At 63.5% G+C, this 25641-nt stretch carries 25 protein-coding genes; 6 read left to right on the top strand and 19 right to left on the bottom strand.

The window, feature by feature from the left end:
- Positions 1–909 precede the first annotated feature (909 nt).
- The 5 genes from C6I20_RS04045 to C6I20_RS04025 are packed head-to-tail and all read right to left on the bottom strand — an operon-like array spanning position 910 to position 6471.
- Positions 910–1755, bottom strand: a complete 846-nt coding sequence (locus C6I20_RS04045) for an amidohydrolase family protein (protein ID WP_118394789.1) — start codon at positions 1753–1755, stop codon at positions 910–912.
- A 53-nt stretch (positions 1756–1808) separates the two neighbouring features.
- Positions 1809–3398 carry a class I adenylate-forming enzyme family protein gene (locus C6I20_RS04040; RefSeq protein ID WP_162891103.1) on the bottom strand — a complete coding sequence of 530 codons (1590 nt, stop codon included), beginning with the start codon at positions 3396–3398 and terminating at the stop codon, positions 1809–1811.
- Positions 3395–4168: an N-acyl homoserine lactonase family protein gene (locus C6I20_RS04035; RefSeq protein WP_118394787.1), complete on the bottom strand. Its 774-nt coding sequence runs from the start codon at positions 4166–4168 to the stop codon at positions 3395–3397. Before C6I20_RS04035 ends, C6I20_RS04040 begins: the two co-directional genes overlap by 4 nt.
- Entirely contained in the window at positions 4165–4974 is an 810-nt protein-coding gene (locus tag C6I20_RS04030; RefSeq protein WP_118394786.1) for an enoyl-CoA hydratase/isomerase family protein, read from the bottom strand. Before C6I20_RS04030 ends, C6I20_RS04035 begins: the two co-directional genes overlap by 4 nt.
- 45 nt (positions 4975–5019) lie before the next feature.
- Positions 5020–6471, bottom strand: a complete 1452-nt coding sequence (locus C6I20_RS04025; protein WP_162891102.1) for an APC family permease — start codon at positions 6469–6471, stop codon at positions 5020–5022.
- Between the two features lie 167 nt (positions 6472–6638).
- Between C6I20_RS04025 and C6I20_RS04020 the strand changes: the two genes are divergently transcribed.
- Positions 6639–7352 carry a TetR/AcrR family transcriptional regulator gene (locus tag C6I20_RS04020; protein WP_162891101.1) on the top strand — a complete coding sequence of 238 codons (714 nt, stop codon included), beginning with the start codon at positions 6639–6641 and terminating at the stop codon, positions 7350–7352.
- Between the two features lie 450 nt (positions 7353–7802).
- On the opposite strand, the gene C6I20_RS04015 is transcribed toward C6I20_RS04020, so the two are convergent.
- From C6I20_RS04015 to C6I20_RS03975, 10 genes are all read right to left on the bottom strand, one after another.
- Positions 7803–8957 carry a hypothetical protein gene (locus tag C6I20_RS04015; RefSeq protein ID WP_118394783.1) on the bottom strand — a complete coding sequence of 385 codons (1155 nt, stop codon included), beginning with the start codon at positions 8955–8957 and terminating at the stop codon, positions 7803–7805.
- A gap of 13 nt (positions 8958–8970) precedes the next feature.
- A complete protein-coding gene (locus C6I20_RS04010) occupies positions 8971–10134 on the bottom strand; it encodes a hypothetical protein (protein ID WP_118394782.1) in 1164 nt (387 codons plus the stop codon).
- 200 nt (positions 10135–10334) lie between these two features.
- Positions 10335–11510 carry a hypothetical protein gene (locus C6I20_RS04005; protein WP_254052244.1) on the bottom strand — a complete coding sequence of 392 codons (1176 nt, stop codon included), beginning with the start codon at positions 11508–11510 and terminating at the stop codon, positions 10335–10337.
- Positions 11495–11674 carry a hypothetical protein gene (locus C6I20_RS17315; protein ID WP_216822985.1) on the bottom strand — a complete coding sequence of 60 codons (180 nt, stop codon included), beginning with the start codon at positions 11672–11674 and terminating at the stop codon, positions 11495–11497. The genes C6I20_RS04005 and C6I20_RS17315 overlap by 16 nt, the downstream gene beginning before the upstream one ends.
- 431 nt (positions 11675–12105) lie before the next feature.
- Positions 12106–13281 carry a PP2C family protein-serine/threonine phosphatase gene (locus C6I20_RS04000; RefSeq protein ID WP_118394781.1) on the bottom strand — a complete coding sequence of 392 codons (1176 nt, stop codon included), beginning with the start codon at positions 13279–13281 and terminating at the stop codon, positions 12106–12108.
- 10 nt (positions 13282–13291) lie between these two features.
- On the bottom strand, positions 13292–14104 hold the full coding sequence (locus C6I20_RS03995) for an Fpg/Nei family DNA glycosylase (protein WP_118394780.1): 813 nt from the start codon (positions 14102–14104) through the stop codon (positions 13292–13294).
- The gene (locus tag C6I20_RS03990; protein ID WP_118394779.1) at positions 14097–14555 is read right to left on the bottom strand and encodes a ribose-5-phosphate isomerase; all 459 of its coding nucleotides are present in this window, start codon (positions 14553–14555) and stop codon (positions 14097–14099) included. Before C6I20_RS03990 ends, C6I20_RS03995 begins: the two co-directional genes overlap by 8 nt.
- Positions 14556–14623: 68 nt before the next feature.
- On the bottom strand, positions 14624–15517 hold the full coding sequence (locus tag C6I20_RS03985; RefSeq protein ID WP_118394778.1) for an alpha/beta hydrolase: 894 nt from the start codon (positions 15515–15517) through the stop codon (positions 14624–14626).
- A gap of 19 nt (positions 15518–15536) precedes the next feature.
- Positions 15537–16178, bottom strand: a complete 642-nt coding sequence (locus tag C6I20_RS03980) for a disulfide bond formation protein DsbA (protein ID WP_118394777.1) — start codon at positions 16176–16178, stop codon at positions 15537–15539.
- Complete coding sequence (locus C6I20_RS03975; protein ID WP_118394776.1) at positions 16175–17323, bottom strand: glutamate--cysteine ligase; 1149 nt, start codon at positions 17321–17323, stop codon at positions 16175–16177. The genes C6I20_RS03980 and C6I20_RS03975 overlap by 4 nt, the downstream gene beginning before the upstream one ends.
- A gap of 152 nt (positions 17324–17475) precedes the next feature.
- Here C6I20_RS03975 and pepN point away from each other — a divergent pair, with 152 nt between their 5' ends.
- A complete protein-coding gene (gene pepN, locus C6I20_RS03970; protein WP_118394775.1) occupies positions 17476–19995 on the top strand; it encodes an aminopeptidase N in 2520 nt (839 codons plus the stop codon).
- Between the two features lie 201 nt (positions 19996–20196).
- Complete coding sequence (locus C6I20_RS17010) at positions 20197–20364, top strand: hypothetical protein (RefSeq protein WP_162891100.1); 168 nt, start codon at positions 20197–20199, stop codon at positions 20362–20364.
- A gap of 234 nt (positions 20365–20598) precedes the next feature.
- Here the strand turns inward: C6I20_RS17010 and C6I20_RS03960 are convergent, their stop codons facing one another.
- A complete protein-coding gene (locus C6I20_RS03960) occupies positions 20599–20880 on the bottom strand; it encodes a hypothetical protein (RefSeq protein ID WP_162891099.1) in 282 nt (93 codons plus the stop codon).
- A 33-nt stretch (positions 20881–20913) separates the two neighbouring features.
- Between C6I20_RS03960 and C6I20_RS03955 the strand changes: the two genes are divergently transcribed.
- Positions 20914–21834 (top strand): mechanosensitive ion channel family protein, encoded by a 921-nt coding sequence (locus C6I20_RS03955; protein ID WP_118394772.1) that lies wholly within the window; start codon positions 20914–20916, stop codon positions 21832–21834.
- Positions 21831–22211 carry a globin gene (locus C6I20_RS03950; RefSeq protein ID WP_118394771.1) on the top strand — a complete coding sequence of 127 codons (381 nt, stop codon included), beginning with the start codon at positions 21831–21833 and terminating at the stop codon, positions 22209–22211. The genes C6I20_RS03955 and C6I20_RS03950 overlap by 4 nt, the downstream gene beginning before the upstream one ends.
- A 13-nt stretch (positions 22212–22224) precedes the next feature.
- Here the strand turns inward: C6I20_RS03950 and C6I20_RS03945 are convergent, their stop codons facing one another.
- From C6I20_RS03945 to C6I20_RS03935, 3 genes are read right to left on the bottom strand one after another with little or no spacing between them, the layout of a single operon-like run.
- On the bottom strand, positions 22225–22950 hold the full coding sequence (locus tag C6I20_RS03945) for a thioesterase family protein (RefSeq protein ID WP_162891098.1): 726 nt from the start codon (positions 22948–22950) through the stop codon (positions 22225–22227).
- Positions 22951–22978: 28 nt separating this feature from the next.
- Positions 22979–23206: a biotin/lipoyl-binding carrier protein gene (locus tag C6I20_RS03940; RefSeq protein WP_118394769.1), complete on the bottom strand. Its 228-nt coding sequence runs from the start codon at positions 23204–23206 to the stop codon at positions 22979–22981.
- On the bottom strand, positions 23206–24714 hold the full coding sequence (locus C6I20_RS03935; RefSeq protein ID WP_118394768.1) for an acyl-CoA carboxylase subunit beta: 1509 nt from the start codon (positions 24712–24714) through the stop codon (positions 23206–23208). Before C6I20_RS03935 ends, C6I20_RS03940 begins: the two co-directional genes overlap by 1 nt.
- A 170-nt stretch (positions 24715–24884) precedes the next feature.
- Here C6I20_RS03935 and fabG point away from each other — a divergent pair, with 170 nt between their 5' ends.
- On the top strand, positions 24885–25640 hold the full coding sequence (fabG, locus tag C6I20_RS03930; protein ID WP_118394767.1) for a 3-oxoacyl-ACP reductase FabG: 756 nt from the start codon (positions 24885–24887) through the stop codon (positions 25638–25640).
- Position 25641 lies beyond the last annotated feature (1 nt).

Below are 25641 nucleotides of genomic sequence, written 5' to 3'. Positions count from 1 at the left end.
CCAAGGAACTACTACAGGAACCACTACAGGAAAAGGCCACGAGCAAAATTGCCGCGAGCCGAACATCTCACCAGGGACACTGATCAACTAGGTCGGCAGCAACACGAGTGACTCGGGAGATGAAGAACGCCTGATCTTGGTTGACGGATGACCGAGGGACCAGACGCCAAATGATGCACCAACGTCCTACTTGCCGGTGCGCCTTTTCCCATGCAACTTGGTGTCGGAAAGCCCCCGACCTGCCCGCATCTCTCCCCGCCAAGATTCTTGACATCGAGATAAAACGGTCAGTCCGCGGGATACGTCAAGCATTCGCTGACCCCGCTGCAGTTCTTCGTCTACCGCCGTTCGGCGGTAGCAAATATATGTCGGCCCTGCGGGCAACTCCGCCCATCGTTTCGACTTTGCCCTCGTCTCGCATCACCCGGAGCCAGCGACCCCCAACCTGCGAGTCATAAAGTCCACTGACCTTGTCCAACTCCTGACGTGGCATTGTCCGCTCGCCTAGCCGGTCCGAACAGTTCCTACCGTCGGCCCGCGGGCGTCGTTCGCGGCTTCTTCGACACAGGGTCCTCAACGAAGACGATGAGCCGATAGCTGGCCGACGCTTGATCCCTTCCTGCACAGCGCGTTCCCTCGCCACCAGATCTTGCAGTTCGGCGGATTTCATCTCGCGAGTCAGCGCCTGCCACCTTCCGGTAGATCTCGTATATCACCGCGGTTGCGCTGCCCACTCTCAGTGGAGACTCAGAACAATCACGACGCCCGCGGTGTTGGCGAGTGCTGACAGGCTTTCCTCGAGTCGCGCGGAAGGAGTGAAGTAGGTAGAACCAAGACCCCTGCCAGCCAACCGCACGCCAGCGCGAAAAACGACTCCTGCTGACATGCTGCTTCAACTAAAAGACTGGCTTAGCCGAGGCCTAACATCCGCTCGGCATTTCCCCCGGTTAATGCTCTCAGAACGTGAGGCTTGAGGTCTCCGTCCGACCACTCTGCAAGCGCTCGGTCCATTGGAAAGACAGGCCAGTCTGTTCCGAAAAGTACCTGTTCCGCCAGCAAACTGTTCATGAAGCGGTGCATGACCTCCCAGCCGGTGCCGGTGGCAAGAACATATTTCGGAGAGAGACCGCCGAATTCTGCGAACACGGAAGGGTGCTTCCGCATCACCGCAACCAAGTCTGGTACCCAGGGCCAACCGGCGTGGCAGGCAATGAGCGTGAGCTCCGGGAAATCGCAGGCAACCTGATCGAGTTGCAGAGGATGCTCATTTTTGAGCGGCCTGTGAGTCGTGTAGTTCACACCAGTGTGAAGCGCGACCGGAAGACCAAGTTCGGCCGCCTTTGCGTATACGGGATAGAGAAGACGATCGTCCATTGGCATTCCGGCGAAGGACGGCTGGAATGCGACGCCTGAGAGGCCGAGCGACGCGACCTTCTCAACCTGCTGGGTGGCCCGTCGGATGCTGAACTTCTCCATCGAGATCGTTCCGAACCCGGAAAAGTGCTGCGGGTCGTCGTTCACGATTTTCGCGACGGCCTCGTTGAGGGCGTCAGCCGGGTCACCATCCTCATATTCAGCGTGGACAACTGCATGGTCGACCGCGGCGACGGCCATGTCCTCCTGCAATTGGAAGAATGTTCGGTTGCGATTGGACGATAGATCGAGGACCGCGTCGTATTGCTGATGGAATTCGGACTGCAAAGTTTCTTCGGGACGAAGCTCCTGCGGAAGCCTGACCCTGAAATTGACTATCATTTGATTTGACCTTTCGGAATTTTCGGCGTTTCGATGCGCATCGCTTTCGGTCCCTACCAACCCATTGACGACTCTCTGTCCCACATCTCAGGAGGTTCACTGAGGACATTTCGGAGATCATCCTTTTTGACGCGCATGGAAGGAGTGCGTTCGAACGGCTCCCTCCGTATTTCGAAATACCGGGGCACCTTGTACTTCGCCAACTGCTGCAGACAGAGTTCGACGATCTCCTTGAACAGATCACCTTCGGATTCCGTACCATCCGTCGGCACGATGACCGCTTTGATCTCCTCACCTCTGGCGTCATCGGCCACCGGAACTATGGCGGCTTCTAGCACTCCTGGATGCACGGTAATTACCTCTTCGATCTCGGCGGCCGCCACGTTCTCACCTGAGCGCCGGATGATGTCTTTCTGTCGCCCCTTGAAGTAGACGAATCCGTTGTCGTCGATACAGCCCAAATCACCGGTATGCAGCCAACCCCCGCGCATGGTTGCCTCGGTCTCGTCGGGTCGATTGAGGTAGCCGCGCATCATCCCCGGCGAGCGCACGATGATTTGGCCGATGCTGCCTTCGGCCACATCGTTGTCGTCGTGGTCCACAATGCGGAGTTCGACCTCGCCGCACGGCATGCCAATAGAGCCGCTTCCGACCATCTCTTCTGCGCGATCCAGCGGCATGGAGACGATGAGGCCGGTTTCGGTCAACCCGTAGCCTTCCACCCACGGAAAGCCCCATCTTTCGACAAGCTGTTGATGGGTGTTCGCCACTATCCCAACCTGTACACCAAGTCGAACCTTGGTATTTCGATCATCCTTAGACGGCTCGCCGCCAAGCAGGAAGTACGCCGTCGCCGCGATGCCGAAAACGATCGTTACTCGGTGCTCCCGCACGACGTCCCAATAACGGCGAACGCTGAAGGTCCGCATGACAACTAGCGGGCTCCCTGCGTGCAGCGAGAGCAGCAATTGCCAGGGAGGATCGTTGTAGAAGAATTGGAGACAACAGAGAAATCGGTCTTCGGGCCCCATCCCGTACCGCCGCTGGAATAGGTCTACGAAGCGCAACCAGTACTCGTGATCGACCATGCAGCCCTTGGGGAGTCCCGTTGTCCCTGAGGTGTAGTAGATGTTGGTGATATCGGCTCGTTGCGCATCTGCGGCACTCGCCACGAGCGAAAAACCAGGGCTTCCCACTGAGTCGAGCCCGTCGGGCTCGCTGCCCTCCACTACGACGACGTCTTTGAGACTGGGGCAACTAGAACGAATGGTTTCGAAGAGCGACCGCCCATCCTCTCCGATGATCGCTAGCTTCGCGTCCGAGTCTCGAACCAGATGGCCCGCATCGTGCACCTTTGCAGCAGGGTTGATTGACACCAAGGTGGCGCGACACGCCGCCGCTGCAAACCAGGCGATCATGTACTCGGTCCGATTGGGAAGCATGATCGCCACCCGGTCTCCCGGCTCGACCTTGCAGGCCAGATAGCCGGCGAACCTCTCCACCCTCTCAAAAAGGTCCCTACGGCTGACGACAACTCCATCCTCGTAAATGAGGGCCGGCTCATCGGGCCCGCTCTCATGCGCGCTGATCAACACGTCGAGGATGGTCCGAGCGTCGACTGCGCTCCAGGACTCGGCGTTCACTCGTACCACTCCGCGGGAGCGACACGTGTCTTCTCGCGGAAGTTGATGTCGTGGGTGAAGATGAGCTCCGCATCGTACTCCCGCTGTTTGGCCTCAAGCAGTTCCCAACTCGCGATCATTTCGTCGGGACTCCAAATCACGGCCGGCAGCCTACGTTGCTGCATTTTCTCGGGATCGTATGCAGCGTCACCGACGAGGATGAAAGCGCTGTCTTTCAATCTCACCAACATTGATTGATGTCCCGGGGTGTGCCCTGGCGTGGGAAAAATGACGACGCTGCCGTCGTTGAACACGTCGTGTTCACCGTCAAGCAGGTTCCAGTCCAGTGGTTGCTCGTAATCGGCCGGCACGTAGACATCGCGTTGGTAGATCGGAGGGTTATTTGCGAACTCAAGCTCTGCCCGCTGCAGATAGATTCTCGCGTTCGGGAAGAACTCCATCCCACCGCAATGGTCGTAGTGCAGGTGGGACGGCACAATCACGTCGATCGACTCAGGCTCGACCCCGACCGAAGCAATTTGGCTCACTACATCGTCGCCCGTGCTCATGCTGATTGCATACTTGTCAGCGCCCTCGCCGAGCCGCGTGCGAGGGTCGTCGATGAATGAAACATGAGCGCCCGTATCGAAGAGGATCGTTCCTTCAGGATGTTGAATCATGTAGAAGAAATAGGGAGCATCGATAATCGCCCCGCAATCATCATCGAATGGATCAATGACTGATCTCGTCAGCTGTTCGCCACCGCCATGAAATGCGTACATCTTGGTCATCGTGAACCCTCCGTCAGGCTGTTTGGTTGGTCTGGAATTGAAGTTGAGGGCCGGCCTGACGGTCGCTTGCTTGCGAAGGAATCTAGCCTCTCGCGCTGACTGTCGGATCCGTCAATGCGGTCGTAGAACATATGCATGAGGCGGAAGTGCGCCTCGACCGAGCTGTCCAGCCCCCGCTGCACGAGCTCCTTCGTCATGCGCACTGCCAAAGACCCGTTCGCGCAAATCGTCTGAGCAATTTCCTGCGCGTGCTGCATGAGCGCGCCACCCTCGACGATCTGACTTACGAGTCCGATGCGCAACGCCTCTTCGGCGTCTATAAAGCGGCCTGTCAAGAGAAGATCCATCGCATTCGAAAGCCCCACGACTCGTGGCAGCCGATAGGCGCCGTAGCCGTCGAGGAGATCCCATTTGACCTCGGGGGCTCCAAACACGGCGCTGGAGGAAGCGATTCGGATATCGCACACCAGAGCGAGTTCGAGCCCGCCGGCAAGGGCGTAACCATTGACTGCCGCAATCAACGGCTTGGATGTGCCGAGTCCGAAATCCCACCGCGTAGGGCGCCACGGTTCCCAGCCGGCGTCATCAGGTCGGTCGCTGTGCATCTCCTTCAGGTCCGCTCCCGCGCTGAAGGCCTTATGCCCGACGCCGGTAACGATTCCAACCAGGATGTCGGGATCGTTCTCGATTCTCAGAAAGGCTTCGCCGATTGCCTCGTACGCATCGGGGTCCATCGCGTTGAGCTTGCTAGGCCGATCAATTGTGATGACGGCGATCCCGTCGCTAACTTCAATCAGTACAGACATTTTGCTCCTTCGTTGGCCGGTCGCTTGGAGAAGACGAGCCGAGGGTCAGGTCACTTCCTCACCGGCCAGCAGCTGCCCCGCGCGGCGCAGGCGCTCGGGTTGGGTTCTACCGAGATAGACCGCGACGGCACTGGCTGCGATGATCAAAACGACGGTGATCCAGATGAAGTAGCGAAGAGGAGACGGCGGGAGGGGATGCACGTTTCCGTACAAAACGAGAGCCAGCCCTGCTAGCGCAATCACCGGGACTACGTCACTCAACATCTCGCGGCCGGTGGGGCGCTTACTCCCTCTCTGCTGCCGCTTGTAGCGGAGAATTCCAATACACAACAACGTGTAAGCCGCAATGAAAAAGAACGTCGCGAAGAACGCTGACCAGTTGGCGTAGTCGCCGGGTCCCCAGATGCCGCCGAACAGCAAGGTGGCAGCGATCCCAGTTCCACCAATCCAGCAAGCGGCCGCGCCCGGGGCGTTTCGCGAGTTCAGCGCACTCAGCGATTCAGGCAACATGTGGTCTCGCCCCAGGGCGTACAGCATCCTGGAGCCTGCATTCACCGTGACAACATTCAGAGCCACAAAGCTCGAAATAAGCGCAAGGTTAATCAAGATCGATAGCCAGGGGCCGCCGAACTCCAAGGCCAGTGTGTTGAACGCGGCCGGGTCAGCAGCAAGTTCGGCGGCGCCAGCGGTCGTCGCACCGAACCCGATCGTGGCGGTGTAGCTCACTAGGAGAAAGAAGAAGCCGATGACAAGAGTCGTCAACATGACGGCTTGAGGAATGATCTTGCGGGGTTCACGCACCTCTTCCCCTAGCGTCGTTGCGGATTCGAAACCAACGAAAGCGAAGATCGTAAAGACACAGGCGAGCATTACGCCGCCGATGAAGCCCTTTGGCGATGCCGTCGGGTTGAAGGGCTCGAGCGAAAGACCGTTCGCCCCACCTTGCACGAGAATTGTCAACGAGAAGATGGCCAGGATGGCGACCTCCACGCCTAGCCCGATGAGGCCGGCGTTCAACGAGTAGGCCACCCCTGCAACGGCGAGGCCTACGCTCAGGGCCACCAAGAGCGCGGCGGGGATCTGCCACGGCAAATCCCACCCCCAGCCGCTCTTGAACAGACTGCTCACGAACGTGCCGAAGAACGCCAGCTGAAATGGAAGCAGGAGAAGATAGGCCCCGAAGAGCAGGAGGCCTCCTACGAATCCCGTTCTGGGTCCAAAACTCTGCGTCAGGTAGGTGTAGAACGATCCGGCACTAGGGAAAAACCGGGCGTGATCACCGATCACCTTCGCAATGCACAAGCAAATCGCAGTTCCAATAAGGAAAGCGAGACTAGCCGCCGGCCCTGCCAATCCAGCAACAAAAATGGTGCCGACAATCGCGCCCGCCGCGGGACCCACCAGAGCTGCTGACTGCGCGACCGCGCCGGACAATCCGATCGAATCGGCTTCCAGCCGCCTCGGCGGCGATTCGGGCGGGGTATTTAGATTCGTCATTTTCGCTCCGTCTGGTCGGCATCCAATGGCACTCATCGCAACCGATCGATCGATCGGTTGCCTGAAAGGTACAGTTGCTCGACAGGTAGAGTCAAGGGTCGGAAGTGACGGATTACAGGAGATGGAGACACGGCGTGAATTTCAGGTCTGAGGCAGAAGCTACCGCCGTGCGTCGTGCCCTCACAGGCTCGAAGAACACTTCGTCGACGACGGTCTCTCCGGAATCAACGGAAGCTCGTATCGCTAGTTCCGCGCTGCGATTGTTTGCAACGAAAGGATTTGCGGCCTCTGGCATTCGCGAAATTGCAAGTGCGGCCGGCATCACAACAGCTTCGCTCTATCACTACATGGGCACGAAGGAAGATCTGCTCGTTCATCTGATGCGCACCAGTCTCGAGCGCTTCGTAACCGTGGGTCGGCAGTCCTTGGAGGGCCTGACAAGTCCAGCTGAATGCCTGGCGGCTCTCGTTCGGATACACGTCGCGACGGAAGGGCTCCACCCCCTCATGTCGATCGTCAATGACAGTGAGGTTCGGAGCCTGATAGGTGCGTCGAAAGATGCGGTGATGCGCGTACGCGATGAGTACGAAGCGCTCTGGAGTCAAACCATTAAGTCGGGTGTCGAGCAGGGCATTTTTCACGTGGCAGAGCCAAGCTTGGCCAGACTCGCTCTGCTCGAGATGTGCAATGGAGTCGCGCACTGGTATGTCGCTGAAGAAAGGTTGGCACTGGGCGAGGTGAGCGATCACTTCGCGGACATGGCTCTGGCGCTGGTTGACGCGCAGAGCGATGGTAAACGACTGGCCGTTTCCACTTTAGGAATGCGACCGGCCTCCTTTGAGATCGGCTTAGTCCAGAGGATCTATTCTGAATACAAGTGACGGGAAGTCCCGCATTCGTTTGCAAGGCCTCAGTGTGGGTCGAGATTGCCAGAAATCTGCAGGAAGCGCGGTCGACCTGGGTGGCCTCTCACAGATCGGGCCGCCGGGCGTTCTCGATCCCCATTCCAACCAGATCCATTATTACAAAGTGACGCGCCTGTTGCCTTCAACGGGCCCGAGCCCGAGACTGCCGCCTGGTCGGAGAGCGGCAACTCCGCTACTTCCAGTCCAAACCCATTCATGATGGTCGGCGTCGGCGCCACGGCCTGCAGCATGGCGAGGGTGGTGCAGCAGCCCCGAGGTGCAATCACGGTGGTGTGACGTGGAGTGTCCTCGCGTCGATTGACCGGCACCGTTCCACCGTGGAAAGGGTCAGGCCGGTCGCGGCGGGCCAACCGACTTCAGACCGGTATGCCGAAGTCTGGACGAAACGCAAATTATACCGCTACATCAGCGGATAGCGTCCTCTTCGAGGGTGAGGTCTTCCACAACGGCCGGCGCTGATACTTGGTCCGGTTGATCGGCTTCGAATGTCGCAAGAATTGCCGACAGGAACCGCGCGAACTCATGAACTACGACGAGGAGTTGCTCCTCGGCCTCATCCGGCATGCTCCTGACCTGGTGAACCACAAAATTCCGCACCTGATACAGCGACGAGATCCCGGTCTTCGCTTTAACCTCGACTGTGCAAAGGAAGTCTGCAGCGGCTTGTTCCAGTTCGCCGACCGCTTTCCCGCTGCCGACGCAACACTCCATCAAGAGCTTCAGACGGTGCTTCTCACTCATCGCGGCCTGAAAGTCTTCCAAGTGGTCCCGCAGAGCCTGGAACCTACCCGCCTCAATGGATCGCCCAATTTCGGATCCGATCGTAGCTATCGAAGTGCGTAGCACGACCTCCATTAAGAACTCGACAACCTGATACAGATAGAAGAACTGGGTGACGGGCGACGAGCTGGTTGCAGCGGCGATAGTCATCATTTTGATTGCCACTTCCGGCTGCGCAATGCCGGGGCCAATCAACTTCAACTTGACCTTCTTGCCCACACTTTCGCCATGAGGGATCCATCGCAACGAGTCAGGGTCGCTCGCACCGAAGGGCACGTATCCTTCGCCAATCAGGCTCGGCTTCAGCCATTCCAGCGGAGATCCATCAGGAAACCGTTTCATCGACACTGCCAAGAAACAAACGTTGTCGTGGAACAGGTCGGCGAAGCTCGACTCGAGAACTCCCTGCGCCTGACCCTGCCTGACTTTTGCCGCGAACAGCCGTTGGTGATCTCTGAGAACCTCGCGAATCGTCACGTAGGCGTACTTGAGGAAGTGAGAGTCTGTTGCACGGTCATGGGCGTCTGAGGAAAGCGCATTCGCGGGGATTATCCAACCAATACGAACGTCCTCCGTACCCCCAGCCAAGAAGACCTCGCGGACCGCATTCTCGTGCAAATCGGTCCGCAGAAGCGGCACCACCTCGAACTTATGGGCCTCAGAACCCACGTCAAGGTGCAGACCGGTCGTGACTCTGAGATCGCCCATATCCGAGTTGGTCACTAGGTAGAACGCGTTCGCTTCGAATCGGACTTCGAACTCTGTACCGTCACCCGACACAGCGAAAGCCGATCTAGACGTTCTGATCTTGGTACTTGCGGAGCGCACTACCAGCTGACTGTTCGAGATTCAAGAAGGTATCGGACTCATCGTTGAGAAGGTCCCTAAAGAAGAACGTGAAGAAGTTCCGCTGCGCGTTACCGATTTTTGAAGTGTTATTTTTCAGCCAATCCAGTGATGCATTGATATCAATCAGAAAATCCTCAGGGTTTTCCGACACGACACGTTCAACAAGTTCGCGAGCCTCGCCTAGGCCGCCTAATACCTCGCGGTCGATATGCTTGCCGATTGCAGCCCCCAGACCCGACATCGCCTGGGCCTTCTTGAATACCTGGCTAACCGTTCGACCGAACGGAGTGGCACTTTCTTCGTGCCAGTCATCCGGGAGTTTAGTGCCGCCGATTTGATCATTGGCACGACGTACGAAGGCGTCAAGAATGCCTATGTAATCCTCGAATATCTCGGTATTCTGATTCAACTTTGACAGCTTTTCCAAACTACGAATGTTCTCCAGCAGTCCGGAGCGATCAAACGGCAACTCATCTCGATTCAAGTAGGCGTTGAAGCCTTCCACCACATCCTTGAAAACGTACTGATTCTCCTGCGTGGCGTACTTTCCGTCGGACTCACGAAGAAGTTCAATGTTGCCAACATTTGCCCCGATGTAGTCGCTGTAGAGCATTTCGATTTGCTGACGGAGCGACATCGGAGTTTGCCCTGTGTTTAGGGTGAGCATCCGATAGAGGATTCCTAGACGATTCAACCCAACGTACACCTCAACGCGCATCTTGGATTCAGCTACGCGAGCGAGCTCTTCTGGGCTTCCATCAAGCTCGTCCAGTAAATCGAGAATCGTATAGGTGCGCTGAAGTCCATCGAGGATGACGATACTTGACGAGTTGTCGAGGATAGTGCATACATCTATCGACGCCTTTTCGCTATCGGCGAGTCCGGCTTCAGAGTTCAGCGCCAACACCACGGGCGGGATAACACATCCGATCAACAGGTCAGATTTCAACAACGAGTAGACCGTTTTGGAGGAAGATACTCGCTTTCGTTGGAACTCGTTGTTCTGCAGGTTGGCCTTGACGAGTTCCGCGTACTCGGACAGTCCCATCTCGATCAACACGTTCGAGGCATTGATTCTGTTATCTCGCAATGTCGAGATGATCTTCATGGCACTCCACTGCTACGACTCGGCCCCGTCGGACGAGTGGGTGAATGAACTCTAGCCGCTGCATCGGAGCGTAGCCCCTGCGCTCGTCGTGCCAGGTTGGGTTGATCTTGTGCAGGTGGGCCCATCTGGGCGGTATGCCGCCCTTCCGCTCGTGCGGATTCGTAGCCAAGCCCTCGGCGGGGTCGGCGCTGGGGACGCCTCTACCCGACTGTCTCTGGACCATCCTGGGACGACAAGTCGGTCGAAACCAGTTCAGCGGCGACGTGTTCTCCGCGGTCGGCCTCTCGCAACTTCGGCGGGGCTGCGGCCCAAGGCTTGATGTGCTGCACAACCTCACCGTAGAACGTGTCCAAGGTGTCGAGGACTGAGTCTATGAACGCCCCGCGACCCCGACCCCTCTTTGAACCCGCAACTACCGATAGCGCAATGCGGAATGACCGAATGTCCCTCTCGGCATCCGGCGCCCAGAGTTTCGGGTCTTCGCGCACGTCCGCCAAGAGTTCTACGGACCCAGCGCCGCGGGCCCGGGCGACAAATGACTCAACCCTCACGTCAGGCCTCGCGTCCTTGAGCTGACGCACAATCCAATTGACTCGAGTGGTCTGCCGGCCCTGTTGGGGGGCAGCAACGTCCACGAAGCAGGTCACTCGGTTGGCGCGCAGGTCAGCGGTGATGTGGACCGGTGCGACTGCGTTGGGTATGCGGATAGTTCCAGTAAGCTCCCCTGTTTCCACAAGTGATGACAGCAGCGAATCGGCACGTGAGGTGGGATTGGCGACCTCTTGGCGCGTCAACAACGGAGTGACGTCTGTGCCGAGTCGCTGCCCCAGCCGGAGACTGGCGTATCGCAGAAGCGCATCAAAACGCGACACAATCTCAACGGCCGTCTTGTCGCTCGATCGCAACGTGCCTGCAGATACGGCGTCTCGCACCGCTATCCAGCTCGGTCCCATGTCGTCTAGTTCCAGAGCACCAGATCTGTCGTGCTCGAGATAGCGAATCAATTCGCCAAGGATCCATGCCTGCTCCGGATCCGAGACCCCTCGGTGCTCCTTCTGGACGATGGCAGTGGCAAGCACGTAGGACCATGACCCGTGGTGAATCTCCACTTTGCGAAGTTTTCGCTTGTCGACACTCGTTGGATGCTGTCCTGGTACGGGCGATATTTCGTTGCTGATCGTGATCAGGGCATCAAAGTTGTTGGCCCGGGCGACGTCCAAGTAGTTCTCGAGTTGAGTGGTCTCTAGGGAGTTCTTTCCGGTCTTGACCTCGACCAGCGCCGTCCACTCGCGCGAACCCCGCTTCACCCGCATCAATCCGTCTGGATAGACCCGGTCGCCCTCAAGATCGAACGGCACCTCTATGTACGTAGCCACCTTGCCGCCTGGCGCTCCCACAGCACCGAGAAGCGCTTGCTGTAGTCCGGAACGATGCTCAGCACGGCGAGGAGGGCGGAAGTGGCTCGACGCTCCTGCTCAGGGGCGCCGCTGATCCCCGAGGTTGGTATCAGACGCGCTTCGTGCCAGGTCTGCTCGCTCATGCTCACCTTCGACGTAGTGATGACTGCCCGTCACTTTAGGACCTGAGCACCACCTGCTTGGGGACGTTGGGGCTCATGTCCGGCTGGGGACCGCGCGAGCCAGTAGGCCGACGGCTCTGATGGACTTCATCGTCTCGACCTCTGGTCCAGCACTTCACCGAAGGACCACACCCGTGCCGGTATGTGCCGGATAATGTGCCGGAACGTGCCTGAACTACCGGCACACAGTGTCCATCAGTGGCCACGCCTGTCATGAAGTCGTGCTACTTTCGCACCGTCAGGACAGCACATATTGGCGCTGACCTGCATGAACACCGTCACCGCTAAACGCGCCTTCCAAGCAGAATGTTGCGAGTTCGAGTCTCGTCGTCCGCTCCACGTCAGGGCCCCTCCTCGGAGGGGCCCTTCGGCTTTCCTCGAGATCTGCAGCCTCACGGTCGGGCGCGGTCGGGCCGCCGCACTGCGGTCCCAGCGTCCCCCGCCGACGGGTCCTGCACCCCGGACCGACTGAGGATCAGGACGGCCTGGTCGTCGTCGCCCGATGCGACAAGCTTGAGGATACGGCGGGCGGCCTGGTCGAAACCGCTCGAGACGATGCCCGTCGCCGTCGTGCGCAGCCACTCGATGCCGGCGGTGAAGTCCTGCGCGCGAGACTCGACGACGCCGTCGGTGTAGAACATCAGGGCATCCCCGACACCCAGCGTCCCTGTGGTCTGCTGGAAGTTGGGCCGTTTCATGATGCCGAGCGCCGTGCCTCGTGCACCGTCGATCTCCCAGACCAGGCTTCCGGAGTCCCACCGCAGAGCCGGCGGGTGTCCCGCGTTGATGATCGAGTAGTCGCCCGACGGCAGGTCGATCAGGATGTGGACGGCCGTGGCGAACCCCTCGTCCCAGTTCTGCCGGATCAGGAAGTCGTTGCCAGCCGCGAACAGCCCCAGCGGTGGAAGCGCGCCGATCAGCCCGCCGAGCGCGCCGGCGAAGTGCAGCGACTGGGTGCCGGCCGCGACCCCCTTGCCGCACACATCGACCAGGATCATCTCCAGCCTGGTCTCGTCCTCCGACAGGTTGGCGACGAGGAAGTCACCAGCGAACTTGGTGCCGCCGGACGACCGCATGGCCGACTGCGAGGCCCAGCCGACCGGCAGGGGCGGTACGACGCCCTGCGCCTGGAGCCGGTCCCGCAGATCGACCAGCATCGCCTCGCCGAGCGGTCCGGGCAACCCGCTGCGCCGCCGACTCGACTCGAACAGCACCAGCATCGCGACCAGGGCCATGACGATCAACGTGCTGATGCGACCTGTCGTCATGCCGTAGCCGACCGACTGCACCGTCACCGTGATCGCGACCGCGACGCCGACGCACAGGATCAGGACGAGCAGCGGCCGGTAACGAAGAGCCATTGGCCCGAGCAGGAGCGGGATCACGAACGTCGCCACGGGGAAGGCGCTGTAGTTGGCGACCGAAGCCACCAGGATCGCGACGGTCACCACCAGGAGGGCCGCGAGCACCGCGACCTGTCCCTCGGTCGTCCCGGTGCGCCAGCGCAGCATGCGCTCGTCGAGGTACCGGGCCACCGTAGGCAGCGAGCGGCGCAGGCGGTTCGTCACACCCTCGACCCTATCCACGGTGCTGGCACGACGGGCACCAAAACAGATTTCGGCCCGATACTGACCGGCGGCGGATGACGGAATCGCACACGAGGCAATTTTGCCCGTCACGGCGGTAGACGTAAACCTCGCCTCCATGATCGTCGGCACGCGGCGGACGGCCCATCGCGTCGGGTTCGTGCTCAGGTCTGACCGTGTCGATCCGCCCCGACCTGACGCCCGTCCGCATGAGTCCGCCCAGGTCGGCCCACATCGCGTCCCAGCGCTTGCGGGCCAGTCGCCGACCCGCTGTCATCGGTGGGACCCCATGTCGGAACAGCACCTCGGCCCGGTAGACGTTGCCGACGCCGGCCAGCACCGACTGGTCCATCAGGAGCGTCGCGATCGGGACGGTCGACGCGTGGATGCGGCGCCAGGCTCGTTCGGGATCGGCGTCCTGCCGCAACGGGTCAGGCCCAAGGCGGGCCAGGATCGCGTCGACATCGGGCGGACTCAGCAGCTCGCAGGCGTTCGGTCCCCGCAGGTCGGCCGTGTGCTCAGCCTCGAGGCGCCACCGGACCTGTCCGACGACCGGGCGTCCGACGGCTGGGGCGATCGCGAAGGTCCCGTAGAGCCCAAGGTGCACGTGGACCTGCTCGGGCAGGTCGACGAACGAGACGAACAGGTGCTTGCCCCACGCCTCGGCGTCCTCGAGGACACGTCCGTCCAGCCGAGCCGCCTCGGGGACGAACCGTCCCTGTGGACTCGAGGACCCGACGACCCGCCCGACGTACGCGGCATGCAGGTCCTCAGCGAGCCGGTGGAGGGTGTGTCCCTCAGGCAATCTCGCCGGACTTCTCGTACGCCAGCAGCATGTCGATCCGGCGCTGGTGCCGCTCGGCGTGGCTCCACGGGGTCGTGAGGAATGCCTCGACAATCGCGGTCGCCTCGTCGGCGGTGTGCATGCGGGCACCGACGGCCACGACCTGGGCGTCATTGTGCTGACGAGCGAGCGAGGCGGTCTCAGTGCTCCAGGCGAGCGCGGCGCGCGCACCGCGGACCTTGTTGGCAGCGATCTGCTCGCCGTTGCCCGAGCCGCCGATCACGACGCCCAGCGAACCGGGCTCGGCGACCGCAGCAGCGGAGGCCGCGATGCAGAACGGCGGGTAGTCGTCCTCCGGATCCAGCACATGGGCACCGTGGTCGACCGGCTCATGTCCGTTGGCTGTGAGCCAGTCGATGAGGTGGGTCTTGAGCTCGTAGCCGGCGTGGTCGGCCGCAATGTGGACGCGCATGGGACCAGTCTCCCAGCCCGGCATGCGACTCACGAGACCGCCTCGCACGAGCCCTCGGTCGCGGGCCGTCAGCGGGCGCGCGACCGGTGGGCGTCAAGTAGTGCGCCGACGATCGTGACGGTCGAACGCGAGGCGTCGAACAGTGCCGGCTGCCGCCAGTAGGAGTGCACCATGCCGAGCGCCCGGACGCCCATGACGTCGACGCCGGCCTCGGCGAGCTGGGCGGCGTAGGCCTCGGCCTGGTCACGGAGCAGGTCGTGCTCGTTGCTCACGATCAGCGCCGGCGGGTGGTCCGCCAGGTTGGTCGCGTTGACGACCGAGACCTCCGGCAGGTCGCCGAGGTCGCCCGGGGCGTACGCCTGCCAGAACCACTCCATCGAACCGGCTTCGAGCGCGGGGGTCTCCCCTGGCCCACCGAGGTCGGCGCGCCGGTCCACTGGTGGGTACAACAACACCTGGAAGTCGATCGCCGCAGGCTCGCGCACCGCCAGTCCGGCGACCAGGTTCGCGCCGGACGAGTCGCCGATCGCCGGCAGGAAGGAGGCATCGACGCGGTGCTCCCGGTCATGCACGCGCAACCAGTGCGCGGCGACCTGCACGTCGTCCAGCGGCGCAGGGTAGGGGTGCTCGGGGGCTCTGCGGTAGTCGACGGCGAGCAACGCCCAGCCACTCTGGTGAGCAAGGTGGCGGCAGAACGCATCGTGCGTCTCGAGGTCGTGCAGGACCCACCCACCACCGTGCACGTACAGCGCGACCGGCGCACCCTGCCGAGGCCGGTAGAGCCGGCACGCCACCCCCGCAGCGTCAACGTCCTCGACGTGGTCCAGCCCGATCCGTTCGGTGTCTGCCAGCGCGGCCTCGCGAGCGGCGGAGCGGATCTGCCCGTACGTGTCCGCCACGGGGCCGGCCGCGGCGGACTCGAGCGCCTCCAGCAGTGCTCGGGACTGGGGATGCAGCGTCATGACACGAGCCTAGTGCGACTCAGTCGAAGGACAGCTCGCCCTTGCGGGTGCGCTTGAGCTCGAAGAAGTCCGGGAAGCCCGCCAGCAGGCGCGCGCCGTCGAAGACCGAACCGGCGACCTCGCCGCGTGGGATGCTCTGCAGCACCGGTCCGAAGAATGCCGTGCCGCCGATCGAGATGACCGGCGTGCCGACCTCTTCGCCGACCCGCTCGATGCCGTCCTGGTGCGAGGCACGCACGGCATCGTCGAGTGAGGTGTCGTCGGCCGCGGCCGCGAGGTCTGTCGGGAGACCGGCCTCGGCCAGCGCCTCGACGTACATCGCCTGGTCGAACTCACGACCCTCGTTGTGACGCTTGGTGCCGATCGCGGTGTAGAAGGGGCGAAGCGCCTCGGACCCGTGGGCCCGCTCGACGGCGATCGCGATGCGCACAGGTCCCCAGCCGCTCTCGATCAGGTCCTTGTAGTCCTGCGAGACGTCCTTGTCCTCGTTGAGCACGGACAGGCTCATGACGTGGAAGGACGTCTTGACGTCGCGGACCTTCTCGACCTCCAGCATCCAGCGTGAGGTGATCCAGGCGAACGGGCACAGCGGGTCGAACCAGAAGTCGACCTGCTCGGTCGTGGTCGAGGTGTCGGGCGTGATGGTGTCAGTCAAGGTCATGTCTGGTGGAACAACGGCCGACCGGCTCGCATTTCCTCCACCAGCGTTCCCACCACCACATCCAGCTCCCCGCCGTGTGCTGCGGCGACCCGACGCTGGCGCTGGTACGACGCGCCGCCGGCGATGATGTCGTGGATCCCACCGAGCTCCTCGGTGCACCCGAGGCGTTCGGCGACCGGTGCGAGCTGCTCGAGCAGCCGCTCGAGATCGGTCGTGACCAGCTCCTCCTCGGCGGACTTGTCCAGGATCAGGATCGCCTCCATGCCGTATCGCGCCGATCGCCACTTGTTTTCCTGCGCGAACCACGGCGGCACGGTCGGCAGGTCACGCCCGGCGTCCAGCTCGGACGAGAAGTGCTCGACCAGGCAGTGGGTCAGGGCGGCGATGCTGAGCAGCTCGGACTGCGAGGGGATCCCGTCACACACGCGGACCTCGAGCGTGCCGAACTTGGGCGCCGGACGCAGGTCCCACCGGATCTCGTCGAAGCTGTCGATGACGCCGGTATGCAGCATGTCGTCGACATACCTCTCGAGCTCGGTCCACTGCTCGAACTGGAACGGCAGTCCGGCCGTCGGCAGCTGCTGGAACATCAGCGCCCGGTTGGAGGCGTATCCGGTCGCCTTGCCGCCCCAGAACGGCGAGGACGCGCTGAGCGCCTGCAAGTGGCCGTAGTACGTCAGCATGGCCCGACTGATCGGCAGGACCTTGTCGCGGTCCTCGATGCCGACATGGACGTGGACGCCGTAAATCAGCATCTGGCGGCCCCACCACTGCGTGCGGTCGATCAAGGTCGCGTAGCGCTCCTTGTCGGTGACCTTCTGGTGGTCCCACGCAGCAAAGGGATGCGTGCCGGCACACATCAGCTCGACCCTCAGGGGATCGGTCACGACACGGATCTCCTCGATGGCCCGCTCGAGGTCGGCGCCGGCCTCGGCAACCGTGTGGCACACACCGGAGACGACCTCGACGGTGTTGAGCAGCAGCTCCTGCCGGATGTGTGGGTGCTCGCTCCCGTCGGCGGGCGCTATCGCGTCGAGCACGGTCCGCGCGACCTGGCGCAGATCCCCGGAGTCCGAGTCGACCAGGGCGAGCTCCCACTCGATCCCGATGGTCGAACGTTCAGACTGCGCGAACGGGATCTTCATGCGTGCGCTCGCCCCGCTCCGTGCGCGCAGGAGGCGCCGGATCTGCCACGCTGAACCATTCCCCCGCCGCGCTCGGTCATGTGTTCATCCTGCCCGAGATCGGAGGTCAGACCCGACTGGGGCGGGGAAGCATCTCGTGAAAGCATGGCGACATGCCTGGTACAAATCTCACCCGCGAAGAAGCCAGCGAGCGCGCGTCAGTCGTCTCCACAGAGACGTATGACGTGCAGCTCGACCTCACCCTCGACTCCGACACCCGCTTCGGCTCCGTCACGACGATCCGCTTCGGCGCGACGCCGGGATCCTCGACGTTCGTCGACCTGGTCGACGCCGAGATCTCGTCGATCATGCTCAACGGAGCTCCGGTCGACCTGTCTGCGTACGACGACAACCGCATCGCGCTGACCGGACTCGCGTCGGACAACGAGCTCGTCGTCGAGACGACGCTGCCGTACTCCCGATCGGGCGAGGGCCTGCACCGCTTCGTCGACCCGGTCGACCAGCGCGTCTACCTCTACACGCAGTTCGAGGTCCCCGACGCGCGCCGCGTGTTCGCGACGTTCGAGCAGCCGGACCTCAAGGCGACGTTCGAGTTCCACGTCACCGCGCCTGCCGAGTGGGCCGTCGTGTCCAACTCCCCCACCCCCGAGCCCGTCGCCGCCGCCGCCGGCACCGCGACGTGGCACTTCGCGCCGACCAAGCGCATGTCGACGTACATCACGGCCGTGATTGCCGGCGAGTACGTCTCGGTGACTGACTCCTACCGAGGCGCGTACGGCGAGATCCCGCTCGGCATCTTCTGCCGGCAGTCGCTCGTCGAGCACCTCGACGCCGACGACATCTTCCTCATCACCAAGCAGGGCTTCGAGTTCTTCGAGGGCGCCTTCGAGATGGCCTACCCGTTCGGCAAGTACGACCAGCTGTTCGTGCCGGAGTACAACATGGGCGCGATGGAGAACGCCGGCGCCGTGACGTTCCGCGACGAGATGATCTTCCGCAGCCGGCAGACCGTCGCGGCGTACGAGCAGCGGGCCAACACGATCCTGCACGAGATGGCGCACATGTGGTTCGGCGACCTCGTCACGATGAAGTGGTGGGACGACCTGTGGCTCAACGAGTCGTTCGCCGAGTTCGCCGCGTCGCACGCCGCGACCCACGCGACCCGGTTCACCGACTCGTGGACCAGCTTCACCAACGCGCGCAAGAACTGGGCCTACCGCCAGGACCAGCTGCCGTCGACGCACCCCATCGCGGCCGACAACTACGACCTGCACGCGGTCGAGGCCAACTTCGACGGCATCACCTACGCCAAGGGCGCCTCGTCGCTCAAGCAGCTCGTGGCCTGGGTCGGCGAGAAGGACTTCTTCGCCGGCCTGCGCTCGTACTTCGACAAGCACGCGTACGGCAACACGCAGCTGAGTGACCTGCTCGTCGAGCTCGAGGCGGCTTCGGGCCGTGAGCTCGGCGCCTGGGCCGAGGAGTGGCTGCAGACCTCCGGCGTCAACACCCTGCGCGCCCAGTTCGAAACCGACGACAGGGGCTACTTCACGTCGTTCACGGTCGAGCAGACCGCGATCGAGGCGTACCCGACCCTGCGTCGCCACCGCATCGCGATCGGCCTGTACGACCGGGTCGACGGGCGCCTCGTGCGCACCGAACGGGTCGAGACGGACATCCGCGGCGCATCGACACAGATCACCGAGCTGCTGGGCACCAAGCAGCCTGACCTGATCCTGCTCAACGACGACGACCTGACATACGCCAAGATCCGGCTCGACGAGCGGTCGTTCGCGACGCTGATCGAGAGCATCGCGACGTTCGAGGAGTCGCTGCCCCGCGCGCTGTGCTGGGGATCGGCCTGGGACATGACCCGCGACGCCGAGCTGTCGTCCTCGGACTTCGTGACCCTCGTGCTCGCGGGCGTCGGCTCGGAGACCGACCTGACTGCCGTCAGCTCATTGCTGCGCCAGGGCAAGACGGCGGTCAACCTCTACACCTCCGAACCGGCGCGACCGGCACTGCACGAGCGTTGGGAATCGGGAGTCCGTGGACTGCTGGACGCGGCCGAGGCTGGCAGCGACCACCAGCTCGCTCTGGCCCGGGCGTACGCGTCGACAGCCTCGAGCCCTGAGCCGCTGCGGGAGCTCCTTGCCGGCTCACTCGAGGGCCTCGCGGTCGACACGGACCTGCGGTGGACCATCCTCACGGCGCTGGCGCGCATCGGTGCCGCCGACGAGGCGGAGATCGCCGCCGAGCTCGAGCGGGACAACACGATCTCGGGCCAGGAAAATGCGTCCGCGGCCCGGGCCATTCGCCCCCTCGGCGCGGCCAAGGAGGAAGCCTGGCGGATCGCGGCCGTCGACCCGTTGACACCCAACGAGACCCGCCGCTCGACCGCGCTCGCGTTCCAGGTCTCCGGACAGGATGAGGTCCTCGAGCCGTTCGTCGATCGCTACCTCGAGGTCGCCGACACGATCATCGACGACATGGGCGTCTGGATCGGCCAGGTCGTGCTGATCTACCTGTTCCCGTCGGCCAATCCGACCCAGGAGACGCTCGACAAGGTCGCCGGCTGGCTCGCCTCGACGTCGGCCAACCCGGCGGCGAAGCGCTATGTGTCGGAGGGTCTCGACGATCTTTCCCGCGCGTTGAAGGCCCAAGCAGCCTTCTGACCCTCACCTCCCCGCTGAGCCTGACGTTTGTGTCGCGAATCGCCGTGAGGCGTGCGCAGAAACGTCAGGCCCAGCTCCTGGGAGCGGTGGTCAGCGCCGTCCGACCCGATGACCAGCCTCGAGGCCGGGTCGAGCAGGTCCACGATCCCGAGCAGCGATCCCGCCAGGTCGAACACCGGGACGTTGACGAGGAGCCCCGCGATGCCCGCATCGAGCTCCGCGAGCATCCGGGTCCGCGACTCCCGCGGACTCGCTGACCGCGAGCACGCCAGCTCGACGGCCCTTCGCGCCTGCACGATGCCGCGGGTCTTGTGGTGCGAGTCGCCGACCCTCGGTGGGACGGATCCCCGCCCGCACGCCGAGCTGTGAGCCCGGACGACAGTGGACCAGCACATCGCGCGCGTCACCGGAGCGGTCGAGCCCGTCGAACCACGTGTTGCCCTGCACCATCAGCGCTGCCCATTCGCCGATCGTGCGGGATCGACGACTCGCACGCCCACGCTCATCCACAGCCCGCGCTGAGCCTGGCGCTTCTACTGCCATGGCACGGCGACTCGCCGCAGAAACGTCAGGCCCAGCGAGGAGGTGAGGTCTGGTGGCGAGTCAGTGGTGGGCTGGCGAGCTGCCCGGGCGGACCTCGACGTCGGTGCCCGGCGCGGGAGGTACGTAGTTGTTGCGGGCGGTCAGCAGGCCGAAAAGCGAGATCACCACGAATAGCCCGAGGGTTCCGCCACCGAAAAGCACCAGCAGATACAGGTGGCTGCGGTCCGGGCCGGCTGGCCAGGCGTCGCTTGCGGGCTGGTCGGCCCACGCTGCGGCAGAGCTGGCGATGAACGTGGCGACGAAGGCGGCAGCGAGTCCGAGCACGCGAGCAGGAGTCCTCATGGCCGCCATCTTATCCACCCGTACGCTGGAGGAATGCCGCACCTCGACGTGAACTGGAACCTGCCCGACGGAACGGCCTACAGATGGTTCGTCGCGACCCCCGGATCGATCCTGCTGATCATCGTCGCGGGACTGGTGTTCCGGTGGTTCGCGTGCCGCGCGATCGACCGCCTCGTCGCCCGCGCCGTCACCGGCACGATGCCCGGCGTGATCGCCAACTCCAAGGCCGGGGAGTTCCTGGCCGACCTGCGCCCCGGCTCGCAGGAACGCCGCAGCCAGCGTGCCGAGACGATGGGCTCGCTGCTCAAGAGCATCACGACCGGGGTGACTCTGGCGATCGTCATCGTCATGGTGCTGTCCAAGCTGGGCCAGCCCGTCGCGCCGATCATCGCCAGCGCGGGAATTCTCGGGGGTGCGTTCGGCTTCGGTGCGCAGAACCTGGTCAAGGACTTCCTGTCCGGCATCTTCATGATCCTCGAGGACCAGTACGGCGTCGGTGACGTCGTCGACCTCGGCGAGGCCGGCGGCACGGTCGAGGCCGTCGGGCTCCGCGTTACCAGGCTGCGCGACGTCAACGGCACGGTCTGGTACGTCCGCAACGGCGAGATCCTCCGGGTCGGCAACCAGAGCCAGAACTGGGCCCGCACGGTCCTGGACATCACCGTCGGCTACGAGGCAGATCTCGACCTGGTGCAGAAGGTCCTCCAGGAAGAGGCCACCGCGATGTACGAGGACGAGCAGTTCGCCGGTGTGATCATCGAGCCCCCGGAGGTGTGGGGTGTCGAACGATTCGACAAGGACGGTGCCGTCGTCCGGGTGGTGCTCAAGACCGCACCCCTGCAGCAGTGGACCGTCGCCCGAGCCATGCGCCAGCGGGTCAAGGCTCGCTTCGACAAGTCCGGGATCCGGATCCCCGCAACGTTCCACACGATCGTGGACGAGGAGGCGACATGAGCGAGCAGACGTTCTACGACGCGATCGGCGGTCACGACACCATCAAGCTGATCGTCGACACGTTCTACGACGGTGTCGCGACCGACGAGCTGCTCCGGCCGCTCTACCCCGAGGAGGACCTCGGCCCCGCCAACGAGCGGTTCCGCATGTTCCTCGAGCAGTACTGGGGCGGGCCGACCACGTACTCCGACGAGCGCGGACATCCGCGTCTGCGCATGCGACACGCGCCCTTTGCCGTGACTCCCGCGGCCCGCGACCGCTGGCTCGTGCACTTCCGTGAAGGTCTCGACCGGGCGGACCTCTCCCCCGAGCACGACGCTCAGTTCTGGGCGTACGTGCAGCACGCGGCCCAGTTCATGGTCAACCAGGCGGACTGACAGTCGGTTGCCCTCAGCCGATGAGCGCGACGAAGTGCGCCTTCTCCTCGTCGGTCACGGTGCGGGCTCGCTGATTCGGCAGGTCGAACCCGACGAGGACCGACGTCGCCCGGACGAGCACGGTGTCGCCGTCGGACATCTCGGACTCGATCGTGAGAGAGCTGTCACCGATCCGGCCGAGCCAGCTGCGGATCTCGTACGGCTGCCGTCGCCAGGCGATCGGCCGGACGTAGGTGATGTCGACCGTGCCCACCACGAATCGGCCGGGCCCGATCGGAGACGGACCGCTGGTCATCAGCAGGACCCGGGACTCCTGGAGCAGCTCGAACACCTTGGTCGCGCTGACCGATCCGGTCAGGTCGAGATCGCTGCGCCTGATCCGTGAGGGATACGGTGTGCCGGCGGGCTCGTGCCGCTCGAACGCCTGGGGGTCGCCCAGCACCGTCACGACCTGCGCGAACACGGTACGCGAACCATCGCGCTGAACGCAGATCTCCTGCGTCAGCACATCCCCGTCGACCGTCGACACGATCATCACCGGGTGGCGGCTCAGCAGCAGCGGACGGACATACCGCACCGTCATCCGCCTGATCGGCCGATCCGGGAGGAACCCGTCCTCGATCAGCATCGCCCGGCTCTCGACGGCGTAGTCGACGTACACGACGTTGTTGACGTGGTTGAGCGAGTCGAGATCCGCCCAGCGCATGGGCAGCTCGTGGATTACTTCGTCGGCAGGCACGGGCCGATGATGCCAGACCGTCGCGGCCTCAGGCGCTCGCGGTCTCGTCGATCTCGATCAGCGGGTCGCCCTCCTGGACGATCTGGCCGACCGACACCAGGATCTTGCTGACGTGCCCGCTGGCCTCGGCGTAGACCGGTATCTCCATCTTCATGCTCTCGAGCACCGCGAGGATGTCGCCGGCCCCGACCTGGTCGCCCTCGCGGGCGACGATCTTCCAGACGTTCGCAACGATCTCGGCCCTGGCAGCAAACATCAGCTGGCCGACTCGTGGGTCAGCATCCGGAGCGCTGCCGCCATGCGGCCGCGAGTCTCCTCGGGATGGATCACGTCGTCGACGATCCCGGCCTCGGCCGCGATGTACGGCCGGGCGACCTCCTCGCGATAGACCGCAGCCAGCTCGTCACGCAGGACGGTCGGCTCCTCGGCCTCCTTGAGCGCCCGACGATGCAGCAGGGCCACGGCGCCGCCGGGACCCATCACGGCGATCTCCGAGCTCGACCAGGCCCAGTTGACGTGGGCACCCAGCGAGGCGGCACCCATCGCGATGTACGCGCCGCCGTACGCCTTGCGGACCACGACGGTCAGCTTGGGCGAGGTGGTCTCGACGTACGCCTTGAGGAGCTTGGCGCCATGCGTGATGACGCCGCGTCCCTCCTCAACGGTGCCGGGCAGGAAGCCGGGCACGTCGACGAACGTCAGGACCGGCAGGTCGAAACGGCCGCAGAACTCGACGAACCGCGCGGCCTTGACCGAGGCCTTGGAGTCGAGGATGCCGCCGCGGGCGTTCGGCTGGTTGGCCAGGATGCCGACCGCGTGACCGTCGAGGCGGCCGAAGAGCGTCAGGATGCTGGGCGCGTGGGTCGGCATGAGCTCGAGCCGGGCGCCGTTGTCGAGAACGCCGTCCAGCAGGGCGTTCATGTCGAACACGATGCTGGACTTCGCCGGGACCAGCCCGGGGAGCCGATCGACCGCACCGGGGTTGGCCGGGACGGGGCTGTGCCGCTTCTGCGCGCCGCCCTTGTGCGTCGGGAGGAACGACAGGAGCAGGCGGGTCGCGTGGAACGCCTCCTCCTCGCTGTCGACCTCGAGGTGGGCGACACCGCTGACCTTGGTGTGCAGCGCGGATCCGCCGATGTCCTCGGCCGAGGCATCCTCGCCCGTGGCCGCCTTGACGATCTCGGGCCCGGTCAGGAACATCTGCCCCTGCTCCTTGACCATGATCGTCCAGTCGGTCAGCGCTGGCGAGTACGCCGCAGCACCCGCACAGGGCCCGAGGATCAACGAGATCTGCGGTATGCGCTTCTGCGCCTCGATGTTCAGCGCGAAGATCCCACCACAACCGTGCAGCGCGAAGATGCCGTCGTGGATGCGGGCGCCACCCGAGTCGTTGATGTAGACGATCGGGTAGCCCTTCGCGATCGCGAACCGCTGCGCCTTCATGATTGCCTCGGCCATCACGGCACCGATCGCGCCCGAAGCCACCGCGGCGTCGTGCGACACCACGACGACGGCGTGACCGTCGGTCGTGCCCCAGCCGGCCACGACACCGCTGCCGCTACCCCCGCCCGCCGTGCGCAACGGCGTCATCTCGACGAAGGAGCCCTCATCGACGAGCATCTCGGCACGCTCGCGCGCCGTGAAGACACGCTTGCCCTTGGGCTCGACTCGGACGAACCGATCCTGACGGCGCTGCGTGAGTGCCGTGCGGTGTTCGGTCTGATCCGGTGCCGAGACAACCGAGGGGGTGTCGAGCTGCGTCACAAGGTCTCCTAAAACATGAGGTTTTCCTCAACTATACACAAACATGAGGAATCCTTCACCTTCTAGCGCGCTATTTTCGGAGGTGATCTCGCACACTCCACCTCCGGTGCGATACCGTGCTGGAGAAGTTACTAAGCAAGCGCTTAGGCGCGCCGTCGAAGGAGCAACCCGTGACCGAAACCCGTACAGCGATCATCACCGGAGCCGCACGAGGCATCGGCGCGGCAGTGGCCAAGCGCCTGGCCGCCGACGGCTTCCAGGTTGCCATCGTCGACCTCGACGAAGCGTCGTGCGCCGCGACCGTCGACGCCGTCACCGCAGCCGGCGGCAAGGCGCTCGCCGTGGGCGCCGATGTCAGCAACGAGGAGCAGGTCGCGGCCGCCTTCGAGCGCATCACCAGCGAGCTCGGCGCACCGACCGTGCTGATCAACAACGCCGGGATCCTGCGCGACAACCTGCTGTTCAAGATGAGCGTCGAGGACTGGGACCTCGTCATGGGCGTCCACCTGCGTGGCTCGTTCCTGATGACCAAGTACGCCCAGAAGTACATGACCGAGGCCAAGTACGGCCGGATCGTCAACCTGTCCAGCACCTCGGCGCTGGGCAACCGCGGCCAGGCCAACTACTCGGCCGCCAAGGCCGGTCTCCAGGGCTTCACCAAGACCCTCGCGATCGAGCTCGGCAAGTTCGGCATCACCGCGAACGCCATCGCGCCGGGCTTCATCCAGACCGACATGACCGCCGCCACCGCCGAGCGCATGAAGGTGCCGTTCGACGACTTCCTCAAGTTCAGCGCCGAGCAGATCCCGGTCGCCCGTGTCGGTCAGCCCGAGGACATCGCCCACATGGCCTCGTTCCTCGTCAGCGAGGGTGCCGGGTTTGTCTCCGGCCAGGTCATCTACGTCGCCGGCGGACCGACGGACTGAG

This window comes from Aeromicrobium sp. A1-2 (genome assembly GCF_003443875.1).
Lineage (GTDB): Bacteria > Actinomycetota > Actinomycetes > Propionibacteriales > Nocardioidaceae > Aeromicrobium.
Note: the sequence above shows the minus strand (reverse complement) of the source record. Positions and strands in the feature narration are given on the sequence as shown.